The organism is Micromonospora kangleipakensis (assembly GCF_004217615.1).
Lineage (GTDB): Bacteria > Actinomycetota > Actinomycetes > Mycobacteriales > Micromonosporaceae > Micromonospora > Micromonospora kangleipakensis.
Genome location: NZ_SHLD01000001.1, coordinates 2,793,423 through 2,818,684, shown reverse-complemented (window position 1 = coordinate 2,818,684; position 25,262 = coordinate 2,793,423). Strand labels below are relative to the sequence as shown.

The following is a 25,262-nucleotide window of genomic DNA, read 5'->3' as shown; positions in this document are numbered from 1 at the left end:
CTGCAGCAACTCCGGTCGGGCGGCGACTCGACCGACGGTGATGATGCGCGCACCGCGGAAAGGTTTCAGAATCGGTCAGCGCGGCCGCTCGCCCCGGGCGGCCCGCTCGGCCGTTCCGGTCACCCGACGCTGCCGGATGTCTGCCCGTTTCGCCTGGCTTATCCATTCCAGCGCCGCCCGGCGGGTCGACCGGGGAAGGCGTCCCAGTGCGTCCGGGCGCCGGGGTGACGGTCGAAAGCGGTCGCGAGATCGTCGGGGACGATCAGCGCCTCCACCTCGTCCAGCCGGTTCCAGGCGCCGCCGGCCCGGGCCTCGGCGACGAGCCGGGCGCCGGCCGGCGCCATCCGGCCGGCGGCCTCCAGCCGGCGACCCACTCCGCGGCGCTCTCCGCGTGGAACCGCTCGCCGTCCTCGGGCATCAGGCCGCCGTCCGCAGCGCCGCCTCCACCCGCCGACGCAGGTCGTCGAGGTCGACGCCCGCCTCGGTGAGGACCAGTGCGGCCAGCCCGTGCCCCTCGCGGAGCAGGCCGAGCAGGATGTGCTCGGTGCCGATGTGGTGGTGCCGCAGCCGGATCGCCTCCCGCAGCGCCAGCTCCAGCACCTTCTTCGACCGGGGCGAGAACGGGCCACCGACGTACCGCCGGCGGCCCCAGCGGCGACGCGGGGCGGGCATCGCCTCGCGCAGCGCGTCGGGCCCGAAGGACTCCTCGATCCGGGCCACGATGGCGGCCAGGTCGATGCCGATCTCCCGCAGCGCCGCCGCGTCGGCGTCGCCGAGCCCGACGCCGCCGTGCGCCACGTGCCGCGCGACGGCGGCCCGCAGGTCGTCGGCGCGGACGCCCAGGTCGGCAAGGACGCGCACGGCCAGGTTGTCGTCGTCGGCGAGCACGCCGAGCAGCAGGTGCTCGGTGCCGACCGGCCGCTGCCCCTCGGCCCGGGCCTCGTCGCGGGCGCGCCGGACGACGTCCCGGGCGCGGTCGGTGAACCGTTCGAACATCACGCCTCCCAACTGCCTTGGACCGCCGGCCGCCCGGCGTGCTTCTTGTGGACCGCCTGCCGGCTGACCTCGAGCGCGTCGGCGATCTCCTGCCAGGACCAGCCCTGTCGACGGGCGTTGTCCACCTGGACCACCTCCAGCCGTTCGAGCAGCCGGCGCAGGGCGAGCACGGCGCGGAGGCCGACCTTCGGGTCGGCGCTGCCGGCGGCCGCCGCGAGTTCCGTTGCCTGACTCATGCTGTCAACTTACGTTGACGGTTCCACTGTGTCAACCCTCGTTGACACGATTCGCCCGCCCACCTCACGTGACCTGTGTGGGTTCTCAGCGCCGCATGCGCCCCAACCTAGCCAGGGGCGGGCCTGTGGAGACGACGAAAGACCCGCCTCTATGGTGGGCCGATGGCATCGGTCAAGCAGATCCAAGTCACCTTCGACTGCGCAGAACCTGAGCGCGTCGCTCGTTTCTGGTGCGAGGTGTTGGGGTACGTCGTACCGCCGCCACCGGAGGGGTTTGCTACTTGGGACGATTTCGATCGCGCGCTGCCGCCGGAGCATCAGGGTTCAGCGTTCGCATGCATTGACCCCTCAGGTGTGGGCCCGCGACTGTTCTTCCAGCGCGTTCCCGAAGGCAAGGTCGTCAAGAATCGGCTGCATCTTGACGTGCGGGTCGGCACCGGGCTCGTGGGTGAAGGGCGCCTGGCCGCACTTGAGGCCGAATGCGCACGACTGGTCGCGCTCGGCACGGTACGCGTGCGACTACTGCCTGCCGATGGCGACAACGAGTCGTGCCTCGTGATGCAGGACATCGAGGGCAACGAGTTCTGTCTCGACTGAGTGGCCGCGAACGTGGCACCTTCGCGAGTCGACTGGTGCAGTTCGCCATCACGAGGGTCGCCGTCCCGCCTGGCGCTTCTCACCGAATTTGATCCGCTGCTGGTCGGCTGGCCGCCCCGGATCACCTTCGCTGAGAACCCACAGTGACCTGCGCCGACACGGGTCGGGCACCCCGGCCGCGACCTGCGGCGGTGCTACCGTCCGCTGGTGTTCCGTCGCCGCTCTCTGGACCGACCCGTCGAGGCGGCACGCCGACTGACCGTCGGCCGCGTCACGCTGGAGATCGCCGCCGGCAGCGTGGTCGGGCACCGCTATCCGGAGAACTTCGACGTGCTGCACGTCGACCCGGAGCTGCCGATCGCCGCGGTGGCCGACGGGATGGGCGCCGGCGAGGGCAGCCGGGTCGCCGGCCGGACCGCGATGGAGACCCTCGTGGAGCAGCTCCGCGAGGGCTGGCCCGGCGTCGGGCCGCGCGAGCTGCGCGCCGCGACGGCCGCGGCGCAGACCCGGGTACGCCAGGCCGGCGCCGGCCTGGCCGAGCTGACCGGCTGCACGATGACCGCCCTGGTCGCCGAGCCGGACGGCGAGCAGGCGTGGATCGTCCAGCTCGGCGACTCCCGGGCGTACCGGCTGCACGGCGGGCTGCTGGAGCTGCTCACCGTCGACCACACCATGGCCTGGCTGGGCCTGCTGCACGGCTGGTGGCCGGCGACGTCCCCGGAGGCGGCCCGCGCCCGCTACCAGCTGCTGCGCTACGTCGGCCACCGCGACCGGCCGGACGCGGACCTGCTCGCCGTCCCGCTGCGCCCCGGCGACACCTGGCTGCTCTGCACCGACGGGGTGAGCGACCAGCTCGACTACCACCGGCTCCGGGACCTGTTGGCCGACCGGGACCCGGCGCGGGCCGCCCGCGCCCTGCTCGCCGCCACCCTGGCCGCGGGCGGTGACGACAACGCCACCGCCGTGATCGTCCGGGTCCACCCGGCGATCCCCACCCCGGGCTGACGGCGTCCCTCCCCCACCACCCGCCCTCCGCCCGGCCACCCGCGACGGACGTGACCGGGCGGGTACACCGCGGCCCGACTCCGGGCGTGACCGCGAACACCGTTGACGCTCTGACATTCTGTGCAAACATCGTCAGCATGTCGAACGAACGGTTGGACACCATCCTCGCCGCCGCGTACGAGTGCTTCACCCGGCACGGCGTGCGACGCACGACGATGGACGACATCGCGGCGGCCGCCGGCATGTCCCGTCCCGCCGTCTACCAGTACGTCCGCAACAAGGACGACGCCTACCGCCGGCTCGCCGAGCGGCTCTTCGCCGACTCCCTCGCCGACGCGCGGCAGGTCGCCGAGGCCCCCGGCGCGGACCTGGCGCAGCGGCTGCACGACGTGCTCGCGGCCAAGCTGGAGCTGACGCTGCGGCTGCACCGGGAGAGCCGGCACGCCGCCGAACTGCTCGACACCAGCACCCGGCTCACCGGGGACCTCGCCGAGGCGTACACCCGGGAACTGACCGACGTGGTGGCCGGCGCGCTGGCCGACGCCGCCGGGCCGCGGGCCCGCGCGGTCGCCGACGTGCTGGTCGCGCTCACCCGCGGCCTGGAAGCCGATCTCACCGACCCCGACCTGCCCCGGCGGCGGCTGCGCGACGGCGTCGCGCTGGTCGTCGCGGGCCTCGCCCCCCACCCTGGAGCCCCGTCATGACCACTGTTCTGATCACCGGCACCTCCTCCGGCATCGGCCGGGCCACCGTCCGCCGCCTGGCCCGCCGCCCCGACCTGACCGTCTACGCCACCGCCCGCAAGGTCGAGGCCATCGCCGACCTGGCCGAGGCCGGAGCCCGGCTGCTCCCCCTCGACGTCACCGACGAGGCGTCCATGCGGGCCGCCGTCGCCGCCGTCGAGGCCGAGCACGGCCAGGTCGACGTGCTGATCAACAACGCCGGCTACGGCGAGTACGGCCCGATCGAGGAGGCCCCGATGGACCGGGTCCGGGCCCAGTTCGAGACGAACGTCTTCGGGCTCAGCCGGCTCACCCAGCTCGTGCTGCCCGGCATGCGCCGGGCCGGGCGGGGCCGGATCGTCAACATCAGCTCGATGGGCGGCCGGCTGGTCTTCCCCGGCGGCGGCTACTACCACGCCAGCAAGTACGCGGTGGAGGCGATCTCCGACGCGCTGCGGCAGGAGGTGCGGCCGTTCGGCGTCGACGTGACGATCGTCGAGCCGGGGCTGATACGGACCGGCTTCGGCGCGGTCGCCAGCTCCTCGCTCGGCGCCGGGGCCGACCCGGCCGGACCGTACCGGAAGATGGTCGCCTCCGTCGACGCGGTGATGGCGAAGTCGTACCGGAACAAGGCCCTTTCGGCCACGCCGGAGACGGTGGCCCGGGTGATCGAACGGGCGGTGACCGCCCGCCGGCCGCGCACCCGCTACCTGGTCACCGCCGCCGCCTGGGCCATGGTGCACACCCGCCGGCTGCTCGGCGCCCGGGTCTTCGACGCGATGAACCGGCTCCAGTTCCGCTGACCGATCCCGCCCCCGGTGGGCACGGCCCCGACTACCGTGGGTGAGGAGAACGTGGTCGTGCCCTACCCGGCGCCGGGGGAGGTGAGGCGGGATGGCCGCACCCACCCACGGAGCCGTCGTGGTCGGCGTCGGGTCGTCGGACGAGGACCTCCAGGTGGTCCGGGAGGCCGCCGGCGAGGCCGCCACCCACGGCCGCCCGCTGCACCTGCTGCACGCCTTCAACTGGGCGGCGGCGCTGCAGGCGCCGTCCGTGGCGGTGTCGCGCGCTGCGGCGGAGGACCTGCTCGAGCGGGCCGGCCAGGTCGTCGGCGAGGTCGAGCCGGACGTTCCGGTGAGCGGCGAGATCGTCGAGGGCCGCCCGGTCGAGGCCCTGATCCGCGCCTCGGAATCGGCGTTCATGGTGGCGCTCGGTGACGGCGGGATGGCCGATTGCCCGGACTGCGTCCCGGCCGACGCACCGGCCGTGCAACTCGCCGCCCGGGCCGGCTGCCCGGTACTGGTCGGCCGCGCCCAACCGGCACCGCAGGGACCGGTGCTGATCGGAGTGGACGGCTCGTCGAGCTCCCAGGCCGCCCTAGGTTTCGCCTTCGACTGCGCCGACCGTCGCGCCGCCCGACTGCTCGCCGTACGGGTCGTCGAGCCCGGCCGGCCGGACGACGGCGACGACGTACTCGCCGCGGCGGTGGCCCGGCACGCCGAGCGGCACCCGTCCGTGGCCGCGGAGTGCCACACCGTCCGCGGCGACCCCAGCACCGTCCTGGTCGAACAGTCCCGGTCCGCGCAGGTGGCGCTGGTCGGCGCGCGCGGCGACGAACCATGGCGGGGCATGCTCGGCGAGGTCAGCCAGACCCTGCTCTACCACTCACCGGCCCCGGTGATCGTCGTCCGTGGACTGGAGCCCGCGCCGCCGGTCGGGACATGACGCCTCCGGTCGCGGGACCAACGACCCTGATCGCATACCCGGGCCTGGGCCGAAGCTGGACGGGCCCGGGGCGGATTCCCGCCTTCGGGTGGCAGAAGACCCCGAGCCGCGAGAGGCTAATGCAGCATGGACACCGCTCTCGACCTGCAGAGCCCACTGACCGAAGACGAGCTGCGCCGGCTTGACGCCTACTGGCGGGCGGCGAACTACCTCACCGTCGGGCAGATCTACCTGCTCGACAACCCGCTGCTCCGCGAGCCGTTGAAGCCGGAGGATGTCAAGCCCCGGCTGCTCGGCCACTGGGGCACCGCCCCCGGCCTCAACCTGATCTACGCGCACCTCAACCGGGTCATCGTCAACCGCGACCTCAGCGTCATCTACATCACCGGTCCAGGGCACGGCGGGCCGGCCCTGGTGGCGAACACCTGGCTGGAGGGGACCTACAGCGAGCTCTACCACTCGGTGAGCCGGGACGAGGCGGGCATGGCGCGGTTGTTCCGCCAGTTCTCCTTCCCCGGCGGCGTTCCCAGCCACGTGGCGTCGGAGGTGCCGGGTTCGATCCACGAGGGCGGCGAGCTGGGGTACGCGCTGAGCCACGCCTACGGCGCCGCCTTCGACAACCCGGATCTGCTGGTCGCCTGCGTGATCGGCGACGGCGAGGCGGAGACCGGCCCGCTGGCCGGAAGCTGGCTGTCCAACGTCTTCCTCAACCCGGCCCGCGACGGCGCGGTGCTGCCCATCCTGCACCTCAACGGCTACAAGATCGCCAGCCCGACGGTGCTGGAACGGATCCCCCAGGACGACCTGCTCGGTCTGATGCGCGGCTACGGATACGAGCCGTACATCGTCTCCGGCGACGACCCGACCCGGGTGCACCAGAGCCTCGCCGCCACGCTGGACCGGGCGGTCGACGAGATCGCCGAGATCCAGCGCCGGGCCCGCTCCGGCGGCGATGCCAAGCGCCCCCGCTGGCCGATGATCATCCTCCGTACGCCGAAGGGCTGGACCGGCCCGCGGGAGGTCCACGGCAAGCAGGTCGAGGGGACCTTCCGCGCCCATCAGGTGCCCATCGACGGGGTGCGGAAGGATCCGGAGGCCCTGGCCGAGCTGGAGCGCTGGCTCCGCAGCTACCGGCCGGAGGAGCTCTTCGACGCCACCGGCGCCCCGGTCGCCGAGCTGACCTCGCTGCCTCCGAGGGGGAACCGGCGGATGAGCGCAAACCCGGTCACCAACGGCGGCCTGGTGCTGCGCGACCTGGACCTGCCGGACTTCCGCGCCTACGCGGTCGACGTCAAGCAGCCCGGCGAGCCGGTGGTCGGCTCCACCGGCGTGCTCGGCCAGTGGGTCCGCGACGTGATCACCGCCAACCCGCAGAACTTCCGCCTGTTCGGCCCCGACGAGGTCGCCTCCAACCGGCTGGGCGCCGCCTTCGAGGTCACCGACCGGGCGTTCGTCGGCAACACGGTCCCCGGCGACGACCACCTCTCCCCCGACGGCCGGGTGATGGAGGTGCTCTCCGAGCACCTCTGCCAGGGCTGGCTCGAGGGCTACCTGCTCACCGGCCGGCACGGCATCTTCACCAGCTACGAGGCGTTCATCCACATCGTCGACTCGATGGTCAACCAGCACGCCAAGTGGCTGAAGGTGACCCGCGGCATCCAGTGGCGGCAGCCGCTGGCCTCGCTCAACTACCTGCTTTCCAGCCATGTGTGGCGGCAGGACCACAACGGCTTCTCGCACCAGGACCCGGGCTTCATCGACCATGTGGTCAACAAGAAGGCCGAGGTGGTCCGGGTCTACCTGCCGCCGGACGCCAACACCCTGCTCTCCACCATGGACCACTGTCTGCGCAGCCGGCACTACATCAACGTGGTCGTGGCCGGCAAGCAGCCGGCGCCGAACTGGCTGAGCATGGACGAGGCCATCCAGCACGCCAGGCGGGGCCTGGGCATCTGGGACTGGGCCAGCACCGACCAGGGCGCCGAGCCGGACGTGGTGCTCGCCTGCGCCGGCGACGTGCCGACGCTGGAGACACTCGCCGCGGCCGACATGCTCCGCCAGCACCTGCCCCAACTGAGGGTGCGGGTGGTCAACGTGGTCGACCTGATGCGGCTCCAGCCGCCCTCGGAGCACCCGCACGGCCTGCCCGACTTCGAGTTCGACACGATCTTCACCCGCGACAAGCCGATCATCTTCGCGTACCACGGCTATCCGTGGCTGATCCACCGGCTCACCTACCGGCGGACCAACCACGACAACCTGCACGTCCGGGGCTACAAGGAGGAGGGCACCACCACCACGCCGTTCGACATGGTGATGCTCAACGACCTGGACCGCTTCCACCTCGTCATCGACGTCATCGACCGGGTGCCCGGGCTCGCCTCGCGCGCCGCCCACCTCCGCCAGGAGATGGTCGACGCCCGGCAGGCCTGCCGCGACTACACCCGCCGGTACGGCGAGGACGACCCGCGGGTCGCCGAGTGGCGCTGGATCCGCGAGACCGAACCCGGCCTGCGGAGCGGTCAGTGAGCGGGCTCAGAGGCGAGCGGAGGTCGATCCGGTGAGTGGCGACGAGATCCTGATCGGCTACGACGGCTCCGAGGATGCCACGGTCGCCCTGAACTGGGCCCTGGACGAGGCGGGCCGCTCGGGCCGGCCGGTCCGCCTGGCGTACGTCTTCGAATGGCTGACGGTGGCCGGTTGGATCGGTCCCGGGCTGGCACCCGGCGTCTGGCCGGACGAGCACGCCCGGCGGCAGGTCGAGGACCTGGTCCGCAAGGCGGCGGCGGACGCCGCCGCCGAACGGCCCGGGCTCACCGTGCGCGGCGAGGTCTTCGACGGCCCGCCCGCCCTGGTGTTGCAGGAACGCTCCGCCGAGGCCGGGATGCTGGTCCTCGGCAGCCGCGGGCACGGCGGATTCGGCGGCCTGCTGGCCGGCTCCACCGCGGTCTCCGTCACCGCACACGCGCACTGCCCGGTGGTGGTGGTCCGGGACGGCCAGGCCGCCACCTCCGGGCCGGTGGTGGTCGGCGTGGACGGTTCGGAGTCCTCGCTGCGGGCGCTCGGCTTCGCGGTCGAGCGGGCCCAGCAGCGGGACGTGCCGCTGCGGGTGATCCGGGCGTGGGAGCCGCCCGGCGAGCGGTGGGTGCCGCCGGGCTTCGACCCGGAGGAGGCGAGCGCCACCGAACGGGCGGCGGTCGAGGAGGAGCTGGCCGGGTGGCGGGAGAGCTTCCCGGCCGTCGAGGTCGACCTGCGGGTGTCGCCCGGCAACCCGGCCGCCCTGCTGGTCGAGGCGAGCCGCGAGGCGCAGCTCGTGGTGGTGGGCAGCCGCGGTCGGGGCGGGCTGCGCGGGATGCTCCTCGGCTCGGTGAGCCAGCAGCTGCTCCACCACGCGCACTGCCCGGTCGCGGTGGTCCGGGAACGCTGAACGCCCGGGCCCGCCAGTCGCTGGTCGGCGGTCGGCGGTCGGCGGTCGGCGGTCTCGGGCCTGCCGGCCACCGGCGACAGTGTCGCGATGAGCGATATGACTGTGCGGCTGGCGCGCCGCTGGGCGTACGTCTCCAGCGACCGCCCGGTCGCCACCATCACCGCGATCACCGCGCCGGCCAGGTACTCGCGGACGACGAGGGAGCCGGCCAGCGCCAGCACGGCGATGACGTCCACGCCGAACTGCCGGTGCCAGAGTTGCCGGAGCACCGCCCAGGTAGCCGGCAGCAGCGCGACCAGGGTCACCGCGGACCAGACCAGCTCGGCGGCGCCGCGCAATCCGCCGAACCACAGCCCGGCGCCGGCCAGCACCGCGAGGGCGAGCAGGGTCAGCGGCGCCCACTCCCGCCAGTCCACCCGGTGCCGGTCCATTGGCCGCTCCGGGACGCACTCGCGCGGTTCGGCACCCACCTGCGGATGGTGTCAGCGCCCGGCCCGATCGGACAGTGCAATGCGGGTATCGCGGCGGGTCAAAAGGCCCGGTGGCGGGGGACCTGCGGACCGTGCGACCGGCTGCCCGGTGCCCGAGGATGAAGCGGCAACCCCGTCCCCTGCCCCGGCGGGGTGCGGCACGATGGGAAGAAACCGAAAGGTCGTGACGATGAGCCACCAGACGCCGGCCACGGACCGCCCGCTGACCACCGCCCTCGCGGAGGCCGCCGGAACGGCGAGCCACGCGCCCTCGGTGCACAACACCCAGCCGTGGCGCTGGAAGGTCCTGCCCGACTCGCTGGAGCTGCGGGTGGTCCGGGACCGCCAGCTCACCGCCACCGACCCGGAGGGCCGGCTGCTGGCGATCAGCTGCGGCGCCGGGCTGCACCACGCCCGGGTGGCGCTCGCCGCCGAGGGCTGGACCCCGGTGGTGGAACGGCTGCCCGACCCCGCCCAGCCGGACCTGCTGGCCCGGTTGACCGGGTTGCGGCACACCGGGGCGGACCCGGACGCGATGCACATGGTGCAGTGCATGCAGGTCCGGCACACCGACCGTCGACCGGTCAGCGAGGAGCCGGTGCCGACGGCGGCCCTCGGCGAGATCGACCGGGCGGCCACCCGGGAGGGCGTCAACCTGCGACTGCTCGACGACGAGCAGAAGCTCCAGCTGGCCGCCGCGGCGCAGCACGCCGCCGCGGTCGAGGCGAAGGACCCGCAGCTGTGCGAGGAGCTGGCGTACTGGACCAGCCGGGCCGGCACCGGCGCCGGACTGCCGCCGGAGGTACTGCCCGAGCAGGCGCCGCAGACCACCGTCCCGGCCCGCGACTTCGGGCGCCCCGGCAGCCTGCCGGTCGGCCCAGGGCACGACCGCGCCGCCGTGTACGGGATCCTCTGGGGCACCGAGGACGAGCCGGACAGCTGGCTGCGGGCCGGCGAGGGGCTCTCCGCCGCCTGGCTGACCGCCACCCGGCTCGGGGTCTCGCTGGTGCCGCTGAGCGGCGTGGTCGAGGTCGAGGGCACCCGGCAGGTACTGCGCCAACTGCTCTCCGGCCTCGGCTTCCCGTACCTCGCGCTGCGGCTGGGCATCGCCGACCCGACGCACGCCGGGCCGCCGCACACCCCGCGGCTCGACACCGCGGAAACCGTCGACACCTCGGCGGTACGCGACCAGCTGTCGTAACGGGGCTCGTCCCGCAAGGTCACCGGGCGATAACATCGCCCGATGGCCAGTGCACCGAACCCGCGGCACGAGCACGTGACCCCGTCGCTGGGCCTGAGCCCGCTGTCCCGGGTCCGCCTGGACGAGCTGCTCCAGGAGATGCTGGACCGGGTCGGTGACGTGGTGACCAGCCGGGAGCGGCTGCGTGCCCTGCTCGACGCGGTGGTCGGCATCGGCTCCGACCTCGACCTGCGCAGCACCCTGCAGCGGATCGTGGAGTCGGCGTGCGAGCTGGTCGGCGCCCGGTACGGCGCGCTCGGCGTGATCGGCCCCGACCGGCTGCTGCACGACTTCATCATCCACGGGATCGACGACGAGCTGCACGCCAAGATCGGCGACCTGCCGCACGGTCGGGGCGTGCTCGGCCTGCTCATCGACGACCCCCGGCCGCTGCGCATGCCGGACATCACCCAGCACCCCAAGTCGTACGGCTTCCCGAAGCACCACCCGCCGATGCACAGCTTCCTCGGCGTGCCGGTGCGCATCCGCGATCAGGTCTTCGGCAACCTCTACCTGGCCGAGAAGCAGGGCGCGGCGGAGTTCACCGAGGACGACGAGGAGATCGTGGTGGCGCTCGCCGCCGCGGCCGGCGTGGCGATCGAGAACGCCCGCCTCTACGCGCTGGCGCACCGGCGGGAACGCTGGCTGGCCGCGACCGCCGAGATCACCACGGTGCTGCTCGGCGAGGTCCGGCGGACCGACGCGCTGACCCTGGTGGCCCGCCGCGCCCGCGAGGTCGCCGAGGCGGAGCTGGCGCTGGTGCTGCTCTACGACGAGGACGAGCGCCAGTTCACCGTCGAGGTGGTCGACGGGGCCGACGACCGGGGCGGGGAGCTGGTCGGCGCGGTGCTGCCCGCCGCCGAGACCAGCTTCGCCGGCTCGGTCACCGAGCGCGGGCACCAACTGCTGGACAATCTCGCCGACGCCGCGCCCTGGCCGGCGCCGGTGGTCGCCGGTCCGGCGGTGGTCTCCCCGCTCGCCGCGGCGGACGCCCTGCACGGCGTGCTGGTGATCGCGCACCGCCCCGACAGCGGCCGGGCCGCCGAGGACGACGTCGCGCTGCTGGGCAGCTTCGCCGGCCAGGCGGCCCTGGCCATGGAGCGGGCCCGGGGCCAGGAGGAACGGGAGCTGCTGGTGGTCCTGGAGGACCGCGAGCGGATCGCCCGGGACCTGCACGACGTGGTGATCCAGCGGCTCTTCGCCACCGGCCTGCAGTTGCAGAGCGCCGCCCCGATGAACGTCCGCCCGGAGGTGGCCAAGCGGATCAACGCGGCCGTCGACGACCTGGACGCCACGATCCGGGACATCCGCCGCACCATCTTCGAGCTGCGCACCCCGATGAGCGCCGCGCTGCGCACCGAGATCCGCGAGGCGATCGAGGTGGCCGCCGAGTCCCTCGGCTACCGGCCCGGCCTGGAGCTGACCGGCCCGATCGACAGCGCCGTCCCGGACGCGCTGCGCCCCGAACTCACCGCCGTGCTCCGCGAGGCGCTCTCCAACGCGGTACGCCACGCGCACGCCGACGGGGTGACGGTGGCGGTCAAGGTCGACGCCGGCTGGGTCAGCGTGACGGTCATCGACGACGGCGTGGGCTGCGACCCGGAGGCGGCCCGCAGCGGCCTGGTCAACCTCCGCGAGCGGGCCGAACGCCTCGGCGGCGACTTCCAGCTCAGCCGGGTGATCCCGCACGGGACCGAGGTGCGCTGGAGCGTCCCGCTGCGCGACTGACCGGGGTGTCCGGGCGGGGCCGGGCCGGGGTCAGTGGGTCTTGCCGAGCAGCCGGGTGGCGAGCACCGCGGCCTGGGTACGCCGTTCCAGGCCGAGCTTGGCCAGCACGCTGGAGACGTAGTTCTTCACGGTCTTCTCGGCCAGGAACATCTTGCCGGCGATCTCCCGGTTGGTGAGCCCCTCGGCCACGTACTCCAGGATCCGCCGCTCCTGCTCGGTGAGGGTCTTCAGCTCGCGCGGCTGCTCGACGCCGTTGCGGATCCGCTCCAGCACCCGGGTGGTGATCGCCGGGTCGAGCAGCGACTGCCCGGCCGCCACCCGGCGCACCGCGTCCACCAGGTCGGTGCCGCGGATCTGCTTGAGCACGTACCCGGCGGCGCCCGCCATGATCGCGGCGAAGAGCGCCTCGTCGTCCTCGTACGAGGTGAGGATCAGCCCCTTGATCGAGGAGTCCACGGCCCGGACGTCCCGGCACACGTCGATGCCGTTGCCGTCGGGCAGCCGGGCGTCGAGGATTGCCACGTCGGGGCGGAGCGCGGGGATGCGCCGCGCCGCCTCCTGGGCGGAGCCGGACTCGCCGACCACCTCGATGTCGCCGCTGCTCTGCAGCAGGTCGGCAAGGCCACGACGGACGACCTCGTGGTCGTCGAGCAGGAACACCCGGATCATCCGTCTTTTCTACCCCCTCGCGCCGCCGCTTCACACGGGCCGAAGGTCCCTACTGCTGCCGCGCCCCCTTCGGGCAGACGGGCCCGACCAGGAGGGACCTCCGGCCCTGCGCGCAAAGCCCCTCGTGACGGACCGTGGGAGTGAACCAACCGGGGGGCGGCACGGCTGCCACGGAAGGAGCATGACCATGACCACCGGCTTCACCGTCCAGCAGCTCAGGGCCGCCGTCTCCGACGCCGTCCGGGCGCCGTCCCTGCACAACACTCAGCCGTGGCGGTTCCGGCTGCGCGACGGCGGGATCGAACTCTCCGTCGACCCGCGGCGCCGGCTGCCCGCCACCGACCCGAGCGGCTGGGGCGCCCGGCTCGCCTGCGGGGCGGCGCTGTTCAACCTGCGGCTGGCGCTCGCGGTGGCCGGCACGCCGGCCACGGTCCGGCTGCGGCCGTACCCGGCGGAGCCGGACGTGCTGGCCCGGCTGACCCCGGACCTGCCGCGCCGCCCCACCCCGACCGAGCAGAGCCTGCACGCGGCGATCCGCCGCCGGTTCAGCAACCGCGCGCCGTTCTGGCCCGACCCGGTCCCCGCCGACGCCCGCTGGCAGCTCGGCGAGGCGGCCCGGGCCGAGCAATGCTGGCTGGAGCTGGTGATCGGGACCGGCGCGGTCAACGCGTTCGCCGAGATCGCCCGCAGCGCCCACCGGGTGCTCGAACGCGACCCCGCGTACGTCGCCGAGCGGACCGCGTGGATCCGCTCGGAGCCCTGCCCGGACGGGGTGCCGGTCGCCGCCGGCGGCCCGCGGAGCGAACCGCAGGACCTGCTGCCGCAGCGCGGCTTCGGCGGGCGCAACCGGGCGCCGGGGCGGGACTTCGAGCCGGAGCCCCTGGTCGCCGTGCTCGGCTCGGCGGGAAACACCGCCACCGACCAGGTCGTCGCCGGCCAGGCCCTGCAGCGGGTGCTGCTCACCGCCACCGACGTCGGGCTGAGCGTGTCGCTGCTCTCCCAGCCGATCGAGGTGCCGGGGGCGCGGGAGGCGCTGCGGCTGTCGCTGGGACGGTTCGGCACGCCACAGATGGTGATGCGGATCGGGTACGGCCAGCCCGGCGTCGCCACCCCGCGCCGCCCCGTCGACGAGGTGCTCGACCTGCCGGTGGTGTCGGCCTGACCGGTCAGGCCGGCGCCGCCCGGACCGCCACCGCGGCCAGCAGGGCCGCCTCCCGCTCCGGATCCAGGCCCACCGCCGCCCGCGCTGGTCGGCCCGCGCGTGGCGGGACCCGCCCCACCTCCCGCAGCCAGCGCCAGGTGTCGGCGACCGTCTCGGCCACCGGACGGCAGGCCAGCCCCGCCGCGTACGCCCGCTCGACGTCGCGCTCCTGCAGCCAGCGGTACTCGTGGCCCAGCGGGATCCAGATCGGCAGGTCGTTCCAGGGCACTACGCCGGCGGCGAGGATCGGCTCCGGGTCCGTCCAGCGCAGCACCGCGTCCGAGCCGGTCACCGCGACGGCCGCGTCGAGCAACTCCCCCATCGTCGCGTGCCCGGTGCGACCCACCACGTTGTACGCCCCACCGACGCCCTCCGCGCCCCGGTCCAGCAGCCAGGTCGCCAGGTCGCGCACGTCCACGTACTGCACCGGCAGCTCGCGCGGCCCGGGTGCCAGCACCTCGCCGCCCCGGGCGACGCGGCCCAGCCACCAGGGCAGCCGCCCGATGTCCTCCCCCGGCCCGAGGATCAGCCCGGCCCGGGCCAGCAACGCCCGCTCCCCGAAGACCTCCACCGCGGCCCGCTCGGCCCCGGCCTTCAGCTGCGCGTAGTCGCCGTCCACCGCGTCGGCGGCCGCCGCGACGGTCGGGGCGTCCTCGTCCGAGCCCGGTTCGACCGGTTCGGCGTAGACCGAACCGCTGGACACGTAGACGTAATGCGGCGTCGAATCGACCAGCGCCCGCGCCGCGTCCCGCACCGCCCGCGGCGCGCCGTCCCAGGTGTCCACGACGAGGTCCCACTCGCCGGCCAGCGCCGCCAGGCCGCCCGGCGCCGTCCGGTCACCCCGCAACCGGTGTACGCCCGCCGGCACGTCGCCGTGCAGCCCCCGGTTGAACACCGTCACCGACCAGCCGCGGCGTACCGCCTCGGTCACGGTGGCCCCACCGACGAATCCCGTTCCACCCAGCACCAGCAGTCTCATGCGTCCACCCTGCCCGGCTCCCGGAGTGACCGCGAGGCCCGTTCACGGTCAGCGGATCTGCCGTGGGCAGAAGGGGGGTCCGTTGTTGGTTGCGGTGGGGGGTGTGGCCCTGGGCGGGGTCCGTCCGTTGCCGCCGCGTCGGGTCGGTCCGGGTGACGTGGCAAGGTCCGTCGCTGGTTGCGACGGATTGGTGTCTCCGGGCGTTGGGAGGCGCCGGTGTCCCGCATGCTGTGTCGATCTTGTCGGTCGGCGGGTGATCGGGTGAGTCGTGTGGGCCGAATGTCCGGTTCCGGGGGTGACCGGTGGCATCCTGGGGCTGGAATCGTGGCGGGCCGGGGGTCGTTATATATCGCGTACGACCGAGTACCTGGCCCGCTCGACCGGGCCGATGGTCGGGCCCCGGAATGATGGCGGGCCGCCGGTCGTTACACATGGTCCCGGCGCCGCGAAGAGGCCCCCGCCCCGCGGTCGGACCGGGCAGAGACTTTCCCCCCTTGAACTTAGTGAGCGCCTGACGGTGCTTGCGCATGTCCCGGCCCCCACCGGGTGTGCGCCAACCCCCAAGGAGCTTTCCCATGAACACGATCATTCGTAAGAGCGTGCTGGGTGTTGCTGGTCTGGCTTTCGCCGGTGGTGTGTTCGCCGGTCCGATCGCCGCTCACGCCGACACCGGTCCCGTCACCGGCAAGCCGGTCGCGGTGCAGGCTGACAAGCCGGACAGCGGCAAGCTGATCCCGCACGGTGTGCAGGGCAAGCAGTCGCACATCTCGCTGAACGATGAGCAGACCGGCAACGCGAAGGCGATCATCGCCGCGACGAAGAAGGCGGGTCTGCCGGAGCGGGCCGCGGTGATCTCGATCGCCACGAGCCTGCAGGAGTCGAAGCTGGAGAACCTGGGTCACCTGGGTGACCGCAACGACCACGACTCGCTGGGCCTGTTCCAGCAGCGGCCGTCCTCGGGTTGGGGTACGCCGGAGCAGATCACCGACCCCGAGTACGCGACCCTGGCGTTCGAGAAGGGTCTCAAGCAGGTCGACGGGTGGCAGGACATGCCGCTGACCGAGGCCGCCCAGACGGTGCAGGTGTCGGCCTACCCGGACGCCTACGCCCAGTGGGAGAAGCAGGCCGCCCACATCGTCGCCGCCAACTGGAACAGCTGACCCATAAAGCAATACGCCGCTGGCCGGCACCCCGAGACAGGGGTGCCGGCCAGCGGCGTATCCACGTACAGGCGAAAGAACCGTGACAGCCGGACGGACGGTGACCAGAGTCAGGGCTGGGGGCGACCAAAGAAGCAACCAAAGAATCAGACCGGCCGGAGGATCAAAGTCCATGTGGTCGTGGTGGTGCTGGCGGCCGCACCCGTCGCGGTCAGCCCGCCGTAGCTGCCGGTCGGCACCGTGCTCGCGGAGTCGGCGAGCAGCCCGGTGACCCGTCCCCCGCCGCTCTGCGAGCTGTTGCTGCGCACCTCCACCCCGGGCGGCGGGGCCAGCGCGGTGGAGAGCCCATCGCCGTGCATCCAGTACGACACTCCCCAGCTCTGCGCCGCGGTCACCGTCGCGTACGGGGTGATCCGGGCGGCGGCGCTCGCCGGGTCCGTGGCCCGGGCGAACGCGCTGAACGGCTGCGCCGGATCCACGCCGCGGTAGCCGGCAACCACGAGGTTGCCCTTGGACTGCACCCCGAGGGTCACCCGCAGAGTGGCCCCCGCGTCCCCCGCAGCGGCGACCTTCCACCACGCCGTCGTGGTCGCGTTGCCGCCGTCAAGGCGATCCAGCTTCGTCCAGCCGGTCACGCCGGTCGGCTCGCTCGTGGTGGCATGCGTGTTCTGGCTGAAGAAGAGCAGCAGGGCATCCCCGGCCTGCACGCTCGTCGGCACCACCACCGAGTGGGTGGTCAGGTTGGCGTTCGCGGTGGCCTGCCCGACGAAGGAGATCCGCTCGGCGACCGGCGCGACGGTGACCTCCACAGTGACGGTGCCCGTGGCGCCCCGGTCGTCGGTCACCGTCAGCGTGACGGGGTAGGTGCCGGCCGTCGCGTAGGTGTGGGAGGTGGTCGGCACGGAGACGGTGTCGGCGGTGGATCCGTCGCCGAAGTCCCACCGGTAATCCTGGATCGCGCCGTCGGCGTCGGTGGAGCCGGCGGCGGAGAACGTGCAGACCAGCCCGGAGCACGACGGCGCGAGGTTGGCGACCGGCGGCTGGTTGGTCGCGCCGCCCGCACCCTTGAGGATCTTGACGTAGTCGATGTCGCCGGCGAAGTAGTCGCAGGTGACCTTCACGCCGTCGCAGGAGCTCTTGCCGCCGATGGAGAACTGCCAGGAGTTCGCGATGGTCCCGGTCGGCCCGGTCAGCCGGCTCTTCCGCACCCCGTCGACGTACATCTCCACGTAGGTGGAGGTGCGGTTGCAGGTGACCGTGTGCCACTGACCGTCGGCGATCGACACGTCCGTGTAGCCGGTACGCGAGGAGCCGTCACCGCCGCGGAACAGGCACCTCGGCTTGCCCGCGGGCGCCTCGAACTTCCAGTAGCCGCCCGCCGTCGAGCCCTGTCCCTTCTGGAGAATGTTGCCGAAGGAGTGGGTGGTCCGGTAGCGGATGGTGAACGAGAAGTCGCCCGCGTCGGGGTTGAAGTCGGTGCTGTGCGGGACCAGGTTGACGTGCCCCGGGACGTACTCCTGATCGGGGGGCGAGTGGTAGGCGAACCGGTGGCCGCTCGCCCCGGCGTACAGGGCGCCGGTCACCACCTCGGAGCCGACCGTGCCGTTCCGGCCGTTGCCGCTGCTGTCCTTCAGCACGGTGGCCCCGGCCGGCTCGTCCATGCTCCAGAACGCCACCGTCCGGGTGGCGGTCGCCTGCGCGGGCGCATCGGCGACCACGATGCCCACTGTGGTCAGCAGGGCGGCGGCGCCCAGCCGACCGACCGTCCGCCGCCAACGTCGTCCGGTGCCTGACCGCATGCGATCGCCTCCCTGGTCCGCGAGCCCCCACCCTGACACGGGTGGCACGGCCGTTCCATGGCCCGTTGGGCGGATCGGGGGAGCCATCGTCGGCGGTGCGGGACGACCGATGTGGACAAGGGCGGGGGGCCGGTCGTGGTCGGCCGGGACCGACTGATGGGACGGGCCCGGCGATCGGCCCGGCGCGCGCGACGAGCGGCCGGGGAGGTCGGACACCCACCGCCGGGCGGGCGGCTGGGTGACCGGAGCGCCCTGAGACCGGCCGTCGTGGACGGGTCGGCCCCAGGGTCTGATCGCCGGGGTGCGAGGCACCGCGGCGACCTGGTTACATCCGACGCATCCCTCCAACAACAGCGGCCCTGCGGAGAGAACTGTAAGCAGGCCGGTCACGGCATCGGCGGCAAGGTGGCGGCGAACGCGCTAGCTGCTTTCCCGGCGGTCGGTCGCCGGCCAACGAAAGACGGCCTGTCCATCTGGACAGGCCGTCTGAGCTGGTGGGCGATACTGGGTTTGAACCAGTGACCTCTTCCGTGTCAAGGAAGCGCGCTCCCACTGCGCCAATCGCCCGCGCCCGCCGGGCGGCGAAACCAGCACCGGCGACGGTCGACCCCGCGAGGGGCGGATCGCGAGCGGACGACGGGATTCGAACCCGCGACCCTCACCTTGGCAAGGTGATGCGCTACCAGCTGCGCTACGTCCGCGTGCCGCCGGCTTGCGTCGGCGACGGGGAGAACTCTACCCGATTGCAAGATCGCCGTCGGGACGGCCCCCGCGCCGGCGCGTCGGTAGCCTGGGCCGACGTGGCCACCCTCTTCCTGACCTGCGGCATCCAGGGCGCCGGCAAGACCACCCTCGCCCGCCGGCTGGAACGTCGGTACGGGGCGCTGCGGCTCACCGCCGACGAGTGGCTGCACGACCTCGGCTACCCCGCCACCGGGGCGGCGCTGGACGCGTACCGCGACGGGGTGGAACGGGTCCAGTGGCGCACCGCGCTGCGGGTCCTGGAGCTGGGCTGCGACGTGGTGCTGGACTGGGGGCTCTGGGCGCGGGAGGAGCGGGACCGCTACCGGCGTGCGGCCCGCGCCGTCGGCGCCCGGGTGGTGCTCTGCGTGCTCGATCCGCCCGAGGAGGAGATCCGCCGCCGGCTGGCCCGGCGCAACGCCGACGCGCCGGCGGGCACGTTCGCCATCTCCGACGCGGAGCTGGCCCGGGCGCAGCGGTACTTCCAGCGGCCGACCCCGGAGGAGCTGGCCCGCTACGACCCGCTGGAGCCTCCCGGGTGACCGCCGCCACGGACCGGTGATTGCGCTGCTCACCACCTGGGTACTGACTGCTCTCGACAGCACACCACATCCCCTGAAGGAGGCTGTCGTGGGAATCGGTACCAGCATCTTCCTGATCGCGGTCGGCGCAATCCTCACGTTCGCGCTGGACGCCAGCATCGGTGGGGTCAACCTCGACGTCATCGGCTGGATCCTGATGGCGGCGGGCGTGCTCGGCCTCATCATGACGACCCTGGTCTGGGGCCGCCGCCGCGAGGTGGTCACCCCGGCCGAGCCGGTCGAGTACCGGCGGGTCGAGGAGCGCCGGGACGTCGGCCCGCCGCTGTGACCCGACCGACCCAGGGCCGACGGGGCTGATCGGTCGCGGGGTCACCAGGCACGCGTACGAGGGGGTGCCGGCCGACACGGCCGGCACCCCCTTGTGTCCGCTTCAGCCGCGCATCAGGTCGTTCAGCGCGCCGTAGTCGAACGCGCCGACCAGCGCGTCGTACGTCCCGGCACCGAACGCCTCCTCGGCGGCCCGCCGGGCCACCGCGTACGCGGCCTCGGCGACCGAGGAGCCGAGGCTGATCCGGGCCACCCCGAGGCGGGCCAGCTCCGGCACCGCCGGGGCGCCCGGCCCGACCAGCACGTTCAGCGGGGCCGGGATGGCCGCGACCAGGGCGGCCACCGTCGCCGGGTCGACCGTCCCGGGCACGAACACCCCGTCCGCGCCGGCCGCCAGGTACGCGTGGGCCCGCGCCACCGTCTCCTCCACGCCGCCGGCGCCGCGCAGGAACGTGTCGATCCGGGCGTTGACGTACAGCGGCACGCCGGCGTGGTCCGCCGCCTGCCGGACGGCGGCCAGCCGGGCGCACTGGTCCGCCACCTCGCGCAGCGGCGCGCCACCGTCGTGGCGGGCGTCCTCGACGTTCACGCCGACCGCGCCCGCGGCCACCACCGCCCGTACGGTCGCGGCGACCTCGTCGACGGTGTCGCCGTACCCGGACTCGATGTCGGCGGTGACCGGCAGCGGCACCGCGGCGACGACCCGGCGGACCAGGTCGACGGCCGCCTCGCGGCCGAGCGCGTCGCCGTCCGGCGCGCCGAGGCTCCAGGCGACCCCGGCGCTGGTGGTGGCGACCGCGCGGGCGCCGGCGGCCGCGACGATCCGGGCGCTCGCCGCGTCCCAGGCGTTCACCAGGACCAGCGGCTCGCCGGGGACGTGCAGGGAACGGAAGTGCAGGGCTCGGGTGTGTTGATCGTTCACCCGCCCAGTCTGGGCCCGCGCCGCCGCCGGCCGTAATGTTTCAGTCCCAGCTGAAACGACGGAGGACACCGTGGTCGCGATCGGCCTCTCCGCGGATGCGGTCGCCCGGGTCCGCTTCGCCCTCTCCTGCCTCTGGGAGGTCGTCGCCAGCGTGCGGGTGCTGCGCGACCCGGGCGACCACGCGGTCCACCTGCCCTGGGTGAACCGGGTCCGGCCGCGCCTGGCCGAGGCCGGGCTGGCCGGCCCCGACGGCGGGCTGCTCTGGCAGCTGGTGCCGCCCGCGCCGGGTTACCTGGCCGACTTCCTCACCCCGCCGCCGGCCGGTCTCACCCCCGACCTGGGGCAGGAGCTCTCCGCGCTGCGCGCCACCCCGCCCGGCACGGTCCGCGCCCAGCTCGACCTCTACCCCGGTGCCCGGCCGCCGGCGCTGGCCGCCCTGTACGCCGACCCGGCGGACGGGCTGCGCCGGCTCGCCGAGGAGATCGCGGCGTACTGGCGGCTGGCCCTGGCCGCCGAGTGGCCCCGGATCCGGGCGCTGCTCGACGCGGAGGTGTTCCGGCGGGCCCGCCGGCTGGCCGAGGAGGGCGCCGCCGGGCTGCTGAACGACCTGCACGAGCGGGTCCGCTGGGAGGGCGACGCCCTGCTGATCAGCCAGCGGCACTGCGCCGCCCCGGACGTGCCGGACGGCAGCGGGCTGGTCCTGGTCCCCTCGGTCTTCGTCTGGCCGTCCGTGCTCAGCATCGCGGCGGGGGACGTGTCGCAGCTGGCGTACCCCGCCCGGGGCCTCGGCTCGCTGTGGGAGTGTCCGCCGGCGGCGCCGGACGCGCTGGGGGCCGTGCTCGGCCGGGGCCGGGCCCGGTTGCTCGCCGAGCTGGACGCGCCGCGGTCGACCACCGAGCTGGCCCGGCGGACGGGCATGTCCCCCGCGGGCGTGTCCCAGCACCTGGCCACGCTGCGCGCCGCGGGCCTGGTGGTGACGCACCGGGCGGGCCGGTCGCTGCTGAGCAGCCGGACCCCCGTCGCGGAGGCGCTGCTGACCGCGCCGGGGTGAGCGGGCCGGCACCGGGAGAAACAGGAAGGCTCGTCACCGATGTCCGGTGACGAGCCTTCTGCTCATCCAACTGGTGGGCGATACTGGGTTTGAACCAGTGACCTCTTCCGTGTCAAGGAAGCGCGCTCCCACTGCGCCAATCGCCCTCGTCAACTGCCGAGGTGGAGACGGGATTTGAACCCGTGTACACGGCTTTGCAGGCCGTTGCCTCGCCTCTCGGCCACTCCACCGAGGTTGCCCCCGACATGCGTGGCGGCAGCTCCGAGCGGACGACGGGATTCGAACCCGCGACCCTCACCTTGGCAAGGTGATGCGCTACCAGCTGCGCTACGTCCGCGTGCCCCCGGTTGTTTCCGGGTGACGGATGAGAACTTTAGCCGAGGCCGGGAACGGTTGCCAAATCGGGGGGTCCCCCGGCGCGTCCGGCGCGGGGGCGACGGCCGGCGTCACCGGGACCTGGCCCACCCCTCCTGAAGCTTCCCAGAAGCCTGGGTGGGAGGTCCGAGGGCCGGGTCGCTGGCGGCAGGACCTGGCCCAGGTGATCTCCGACGGGGTGGCCGCCGGCACCTTCGACTGCGCGGACCCGGCCGGCGCCGCGTGGCGGATCAACGCGGTGATGGACGGCCTGGCGGTGCAGCTCGCGGTGCACGAGCGGGCGGTCAGCCGGCGTACGACTCGGGGGCGGGGGCCGCGGGGCGACCGCGCTGGCGCTCCCGCAGCCGGCGCAGGGCCGGCGGGTGGACGTTGGCCGACCCGAGGTCGCCGCCGTAGTGGGCGAGCACCCGGTGGTCCATCACCCGCCGCCAGACCGGCGGCACCAGCGCGGCCACCACCATGGTGGCGTAGCCGGCCGGCAACTGCGGCGAGGAGTCGAAGCTGCGCAGCGTCTGGTAGCGGCGCAGCGGGTTGGCGTGGTGGTCGCTGTGTCGCTGGAGCTGGAAGAGGAAGACGTTGGTGACCGTCCGGTCGCTGTTCCAGCTGTGCCGGGGGTCGACCTTCTCGTACCGGCCGGCCACGGTGCGCTGCCGGGCCAGCCCGTAGTGCTCCAGGTAGTTCACCACCTCCAGCAGCGAGAAGCCGACCACGGCCTGGGGCAGCAGGAAGAGCAGCACCCCGGGGCCGAAGGCGAGCATCAGCACCGCGTAGAGGACCAGGGTCATCGCCCAGGCGTTGAGGATGTCGTTGCGCCACGTCCAGGGGCTGCGACCACGGATGCGGAACCGGCTCGTCTCCAGCCGCCAGGCCGAGCGCAGGCTGCCCCGGACCGTGCGCGGCCAGAACGCCCAAAAGCTCTCCCCCAGCCGTGAGCTGGCCGGATCCTCCGGGGTGGCGACCCGGGTGTGGTGGCCGCGGTTGTGCTCGACGTAGAAGTGCCCGTACCCGGTCGGCGCGAGGGCGACCTTGGAGAGCCAGCGCTCCGCCGACTCGCGCTTGTGGCCCAGCTCGTGGGCGGTGTTGATGGCGATGCCGTTGACCACGCCGACGGTGGCGACCAGGCCGGCGGCGCCCAGCCAGGAGAGCCCGCCCCGGGCCCAGACCGCACAGCAGAGGACCAGGGCGGCGTACTGGGCGGGCAGGTAGAGGTAGGTGAGCGAGCGGTAGTAGCCGTCGGCCTGCAGGCGGGGCACCGCCTCGTCGGGCGGGTTGCGCCGGTCGTCGCCGATCAGCAGGTCGATCACCGGGATCAGCCCGAAGACGACGAGGGGGGTCAGCCACCAGGCCCAGGCGCCGCCGGTGGAGTGCCAGCCCAGCCAGCCGACGAAGGGCAGCACCGGGACGAGCAGGGCGAGCGGCCAGAGCGGCTTTCGGGTGTCGCGCCAGGCGAGGGGCGTCGCGTCGGTGCCGGTGCTCATCGTCAGCCTCCGATCTCTTGACTCCTCCCCAGACTGTGGCAGCCGTCATGCCGTTTTACAAGAGGCAGTATTTTGTAAACCAACTCGGCGCAGAGACGCACCGGGGCCGGGAGGATCTCCCTCCCGGCCCCGGCCACCCCCGATCAGCGGCCCGCTACCGCCACCGCCCCCGCGGCGCCCGACGCTCGAAGGCCCGGCCCGGGTCGTCCCCGGCCGCCGCGTCCCCGGCCGGGCGCAGCAGGTGCCGCAGCCGCAACAGCAGGCCCGCGCCGAGGAAGAGGAGCAGGCCGCCAAGGAGGAAGGCGCCCTGCACGACCCCGAAACCACCGGGCTGCGCCACCGGCCGGCCCGCCGCACCCGGCGGCGGCAGCTCGGCCACCGCCTCCTCGCTCGGCGTCGCGTCCGCGCCGGGATCGTCCGACACCGGCGCCGAGGCGGCCGGGTCGCTCGGCGCGGCGGAGCTCTCCGTCGGCTCCGGCGCCGTCGCGCTCGGCGTCGCCACGGCCTCCTCCCCGACCACCTGCCGCGTCGCCGTCTGCCGGGCCAGCAGACGCAGGTTCTCGTCGTACGCCTCGGCGGCGAAGCTCACCCGCCCCCGGCTGACGTCCTCGGCGAAGGCCACCCGGTAGCGAGCGGTGACCGTCCGCCCGGGGCAGAGGATCCCCGGGTCCAGCTGACGGTCGGTCAGCCGGGCCACGTCCCCCTCGGTCCGGATCTCCAGCGGGAAGGAGCCGCTGTCCTCCACCCGGTCCATCTTCACCTGGTCCAACCGCAGGCCCTGCACGCCGAGCACCATCGACCAGCGCACCTTGACGCAGCCGCCGCCGTCGGAGCGGGAGACCACCGCGGCGACGGTCTCCACCCCGTTGCCGGCGGTGAACTCGTCCGGCAGCCCGCTCAGCTCGGTGGCGAAGCCGGCCGCCGCCCGCGCCGGCGCGGCCGCACCCAGGCCCGCCCCCGACAGACAGGCCAGCACCATCCCGATCCGCAGCGCGTTCCGCCACACGCTCACCACCGCCTCGTCCTCCCGTCGGTCGCGTCCAACTGGCAACGCTATGAGCGGGCGGGGCAAGCCGACAGACGGGCGTGTTCGCACCGATCGGCAAGCGCGGGGGTCGATTCCACGGACAGTGGTGAACCGGTCACGCCCGCCCCGCGACACGCCCGGGATCCCTGCCGGCGCAGAATCACGGGGTGTCCGACCTGTCCGCGGCCTTCGTCCGGCTGCACGCCCGGCTCGCGCCGGTCCCGTTCGTTCCCGAGGTGCGGCTGCACCAGGCCGACGAGCCGATCGGCCTGTGGGAGCTGACCGAGGGCGAGTTCCGCAGCGCCCAGCCGCCACCGTTCTGGGCCTTCGCCTGGGCCGGCGGCCAGGGACTGGCCCGCTACGTCACCGACCATCCCGAGCTCGTCGCCGGCCGCCGGGTGCTCGACCTCGCCGCCGGCTCCGGCCTGGTCGCCATCGCCGCCGCCCGCGCCGGCGCGGCGGCCGTCCGCGCCGTCGAGGTCGACGAGCGGGCCGTCGCGGCCGTCGCGCTCAACGCCGAGGCCAACGGGGTACGCATCGACGCCGAGTTCGGCGACATTCTCGACGGCGACGCCGGGGGTGCCGAGGTGGTCCTCGCCGGCGACGTCTTCTACAGCGAGGCGATGGCCCGGCGGATGCTGCGCTTCCTGCTCCGGGCCGCCCGGTCCGGGGCCCGGGTGCTGGTCGGCGACCCCGGGCGGGCGTTCCTGCCCCGCGAGCGCTTCCACGAGCTGGCCGCGTACGACGTGCCGGTGCCGGAGGCGCTGGAGAGCGTACGGGTGAAGCACACCACCGTGTGGGAGCTGGACCCCGCGCCGCCGGGAGCCGCCCGCTAACGTGGCGGC

At 73.8% G+C, this 25,262-nt stretch carries 25 protein-coding genes, 5 tRNA genes and 1 pseudogene; 16 read left to right on the top strand and 15 right to left on the bottom strand.

The window, feature by feature from the left end; genetic code table 11:
• Positions 1–75: 75 nt before the first annotated feature.
• From EV384_RS37225 to EV384_RS13635, 4 genes are read right to left on the bottom strand one after another with little or no spacing between them, the layout of a single operon-like run.
• On the bottom strand, positions 76–162 hold the full coding sequence (locus EV384_RS37225) for a hypothetical protein (protein WP_423202953.1): 87 nt from the start codon (positions 160–162) through the stop codon (positions 76–78).
• Complete coding sequence (locus EV384_RS36700) at positions 159–374, bottom strand: YdeI/OmpD-associated family protein (RefSeq protein ID WP_278045596.1); 216 nt, start codon at positions 372–374, stop codon at positions 159–161. The genes EV384_RS37225 and EV384_RS36700 overlap by 4 nt, the downstream gene beginning before the upstream one ends.
• A gap of 43 nt (positions 375–417) precedes the next feature.
• Positions 418–996: a Clp protease N-terminal domain-containing protein gene (locus tag EV384_RS13640; protein ID WP_130333497.1), complete on the bottom strand. Its 579-nt coding sequence runs from the start codon at positions 994–996 to the stop codon at positions 418–420.
• Positions 996–1,232 carry an HTH domain-containing protein gene (locus EV384_RS13635; protein ID WP_130333495.1) on the bottom strand — a complete coding sequence of 79 codons (237 nt, stop codon included), beginning with the start codon at positions 1,230–1,232 and terminating at the stop codon, positions 996–998. The genes EV384_RS13640 and EV384_RS13635 overlap by 1 nt, the downstream gene beginning before the upstream one ends.
• Positions 1,233–1,394: 162 nt before the next feature.
• Here EV384_RS13635 and EV384_RS13630 point away from each other — a divergent pair, with 162 nt between their 5' ends.
• The 9 genes from EV384_RS13630 to EV384_RS13585 all read left to right on the top strand — a co-directional run bounded on the left by EV384_RS13630 (position 1,395) and on the right by EV384_RS13585 (position 12,146).
• Positions 1,395–1,829 carry a VOC family protein gene (locus EV384_RS13630; protein WP_130333493.1) on the top strand — a complete coding sequence of 145 codons (435 nt, stop codon included), beginning with the start codon at positions 1,395–1,397 and terminating at the stop codon, positions 1,827–1,829.
• 207 nt (positions 1,830–2,036) lie between these two features.
• Positions 2,037–2,834 carry a PP2C family protein-serine/threonine phosphatase gene (locus EV384_RS13625; RefSeq protein ID WP_130333491.1) on the top strand — a complete coding sequence of 266 codons (798 nt, stop codon included), beginning with the start codon at positions 2,037–2,039 and terminating at the stop codon, positions 2,832–2,834.
• A gap of 137 nt (positions 2,835–2,971) precedes the next feature.
• Positions 2,972–3,538, top strand: a complete 567-nt coding sequence (locus EV384_RS13620; protein WP_130333489.1) for a TetR/AcrR family transcriptional regulator — start codon at positions 2,972–2,974, stop codon at positions 3,536–3,538.
• On the top strand, positions 3,535–4,359 hold the full coding sequence (locus EV384_RS13615) for an oxidoreductase (protein ID WP_130333487.1): 825 nt from the start codon (positions 3,535–3,537) through the stop codon (positions 4,357–4,359). The genes EV384_RS13620 and EV384_RS13615 overlap by 4 nt, the downstream gene beginning before the upstream one ends.
• 91 nt (positions 4,360–4,450) lie before the next feature.
• The gene (locus EV384_RS13610; protein ID WP_130333485.1) at positions 4,451–5,281 is read left to right on the top strand and encodes a universal stress protein; all 831 of its coding nucleotides are present in this window, start codon (positions 4,451–4,453) and stop codon (positions 5,279–5,281) included.
• Positions 5,282–5,407: 126 nt separating this feature from the next.
• Positions 5,408–7,810 carry a phosphoketolase family protein gene (locus EV384_RS13605; RefSeq protein WP_130333483.1) on the top strand — a complete coding sequence of 801 codons (2,403 nt, stop codon included), beginning with the start codon at positions 5,408–5,410 and terminating at the stop codon, positions 7,808–7,810.
• Positions 7,811–7,841: 31 nt separating this feature from the next.
• Positions 7,842–8,708 carry a universal stress protein gene (locus tag EV384_RS13600; RefSeq protein WP_130333482.1) on the top strand — a complete coding sequence of 289 codons (867 nt, stop codon included), beginning with the start codon at positions 7,842–7,844 and terminating at the stop codon, positions 8,706–8,708.
• 660 nt (positions 8,709–9,368) lie between these two features.
• Positions 9,369–10,379 carry an Acg family FMN-binding oxidoreductase gene (locus tag EV384_RS13590; protein ID WP_130333480.1) on the top strand — a complete coding sequence of 337 codons (1,011 nt, stop codon included), beginning with the start codon at positions 9,369–9,371 and terminating at the stop codon, positions 10,377–10,379.
• A 42-nt stretch (positions 10,380–10,421) separates the two neighbouring features.
• The gene (locus EV384_RS13585) at positions 10,422–12,146 is read left to right on the top strand and encodes a sensor histidine kinase (RefSeq protein WP_130333478.1); all 1,725 of its coding nucleotides are present in this window, start codon (positions 10,422–10,424) and stop codon (positions 12,144–12,146) included.
• Between the two features lie 30 nt (positions 12,147–12,176).
• Here EV384_RS13585 and EV384_RS13580 read toward each other — a convergent pair whose 3' ends face one another.
• The gene (locus EV384_RS13580; RefSeq protein ID WP_130333476.1) at positions 12,177–12,815 is read right to left on the bottom strand and encodes a response regulator; all 639 of its coding nucleotides are present in this window, start codon (positions 12,813–12,815) and stop codon (positions 12,177–12,179) included.
• Positions 12,816–13,002: 187 nt separating this feature from the next.
• Between EV384_RS13580 and EV384_RS13575 the strand changes: the two genes are divergently transcribed.
• Complete coding sequence (locus EV384_RS13575) at positions 13,003–13,977, top strand: Acg family FMN-binding oxidoreductase (protein WP_130340511.1); 975 nt, start codon at positions 13,003–13,005, stop codon at positions 13,975–13,977.
• 4 nt (positions 13,978–13,981) lie between these two features.
• Here EV384_RS13575 and EV384_RS13570 read toward each other — a convergent pair whose 3' ends face one another.
• The gene (locus tag EV384_RS13570; RefSeq protein ID WP_130333474.1) at positions 13,982–14,995 is read right to left on the bottom strand and encodes an NAD-dependent epimerase/dehydratase family protein; all 1,014 of its coding nucleotides are present in this window, start codon (positions 14,993–14,995) and stop codon (positions 13,982–13,984) included.
• Between the two features lie 575 nt (positions 14,996–15,570).
• Between EV384_RS13570 and EV384_RS13560 the strand changes: the two genes are divergently transcribed.
• Positions 15,571–16,155, top strand: a complete 585-nt coding sequence (locus tag EV384_RS13560) for a hypothetical protein (protein WP_130333472.1) — start codon at positions 15,571–15,573, stop codon at positions 16,153–16,155.
• Between the two features lie 146 nt (positions 16,156–16,301).
• Here EV384_RS13560 and EV384_RS13555 read toward each other — a convergent pair whose 3' ends face one another.
• From EV384_RS13555 to EV384_RS13545, 3 genes are all read right to left on the bottom strand, one after another.
• Complete coding sequence (locus EV384_RS13555) at positions 16,302–17,954, bottom strand: PKD domain-containing protein (protein WP_130333470.1); 1,653 nt, start codon at positions 17,952–17,954, stop codon at positions 16,302–16,304.
• Positions 17,955–18,446: 492 nt separating this feature from the next.
• Positions 18,447–18,521 (bottom strand) — tRNA-Val (locus EV384_RS13550).
• Positions 18,522–18,582: 61 nt separating this feature from the next.
• A tRNA-Gly gene (locus EV384_RS13545) sits at positions 18,583–18,655 on the bottom strand.
• Positions 18,656–18,754: 99 nt separating this feature from the next.
• Between EV384_RS13545 and EV384_RS13540 the strand changes: the two genes are divergently transcribed.
• Both EV384_RS13540 and EV384_RS13535 read left to right on the top strand, forming a co-directional pair.
• Positions 18,755–19,237 (top strand): P-loop nucleotide/nucleoside kinase family protein, encoded by a 483-nt coding sequence (locus tag EV384_RS13540; RefSeq protein WP_165439929.1) that lies wholly within the window; start codon positions 18,755–18,757, stop codon positions 19,235–19,237.
• An 88-nt stretch (positions 19,238–19,325) separates the two neighbouring features.
• Entirely contained in the window at positions 19,326–19,565 is a 240-nt protein-coding gene (locus EV384_RS13535; protein WP_130333466.1) for a DUF6458 family protein, read from the top strand.
• A gap of 102 nt (positions 19,566–19,667) precedes the next feature.
• On the opposite strand, the gene EV384_RS13530 is transcribed toward EV384_RS13535, so the two are convergent.
• Positions 19,668–20,486 (bottom strand): isocitrate lyase/PEP mutase family protein, encoded by an 819-nt coding sequence (locus tag EV384_RS13530; protein WP_130333464.1) that lies wholly within the window; start codon positions 20,484–20,486, stop codon positions 19,668–19,670.
• Between the two features lie 70 nt (positions 20,487–20,556).
• On the opposite strand from EV384_RS13530, the gene EV384_RS13525 reads away from it, so the two are divergent.
• Entirely contained in the window at positions 20,557–21,537 is a 981-nt protein-coding gene (locus EV384_RS13525) for an ArsR/SmtB family transcription factor (protein ID WP_130333462.1), read from the top strand.
• 71 nt (positions 21,538–21,608) lie between these two features.
• Here the strand turns inward: EV384_RS13525 and EV384_RS13520 are convergent.
• The 3 genes from EV384_RS13520 to EV384_RS13510 all read right to left on the bottom strand — a co-directional run bounded on the left by EV384_RS13520 (position 21,609) and on the right by EV384_RS13510 (position 21,874).
• A tRNA-Val gene (locus tag EV384_RS13520) sits at positions 21,609–21,683 on the bottom strand.
• 13 nt (positions 21,684–21,696) lie between these two features.
• Positions 21,697–21,767: transfer RNA gene (locus EV384_RS13515), tRNA-Cys, on the bottom strand.
• 34 nt (positions 21,768–21,801) lie between these two features.
• Positions 21,802–21,874: transfer RNA gene (locus EV384_RS13510), tRNA-Gly, on the bottom strand.
• 177 nt (positions 21,875–22,051) lie between these two features.
• Between EV384_RS13510 and EV384_RS13505 the strand changes: the two are divergent.
• A pseudogene (locus EV384_RS13505) lies at positions 22,052–22,207 on the top strand (TetR family transcriptional regulator C-terminal domain-containing protein); the annotation flags it as partial.
• On the opposite strand, the gene EV384_RS13500 reads toward EV384_RS13505, so the two are convergent.
• A complete protein-coding gene (locus EV384_RS13500) occupies positions 22,197–23,390 on the bottom strand; it encodes an alkane 1-monooxygenase (RefSeq protein ID WP_130333460.1) in 1,194 nt (397 codons plus the stop codon). The pseudogene EV384_RS13505 and the gene EV384_RS13500 overlap by 11 nt on opposite strands.
• A gap of 154 nt (positions 23,391–23,544) precedes the next feature.
• Positions 23,545–24,402, bottom strand: a complete 858-nt coding sequence (locus EV384_RS13495; protein ID WP_242624037.1) for a hypothetical protein — start codon at positions 24,400–24,402, stop codon at positions 23,545–23,547.
• Between the two features lie 182 nt (positions 24,403–24,584).
• On the opposite strand from EV384_RS13495, the gene EV384_RS13490 reads away from it, so the two are divergent.
• The gene (locus EV384_RS13490; protein ID WP_130333458.1) at positions 24,585–25,253 is read left to right on the top strand and encodes a class I SAM-dependent methyltransferase; all 669 of its coding nucleotides are present in this window, start codon (positions 24,585–24,587) and stop codon (positions 25,251–25,253) included.
• The last annotated feature ends 9 nt before the right edge of the window (positions 25,254–25,262 follow it).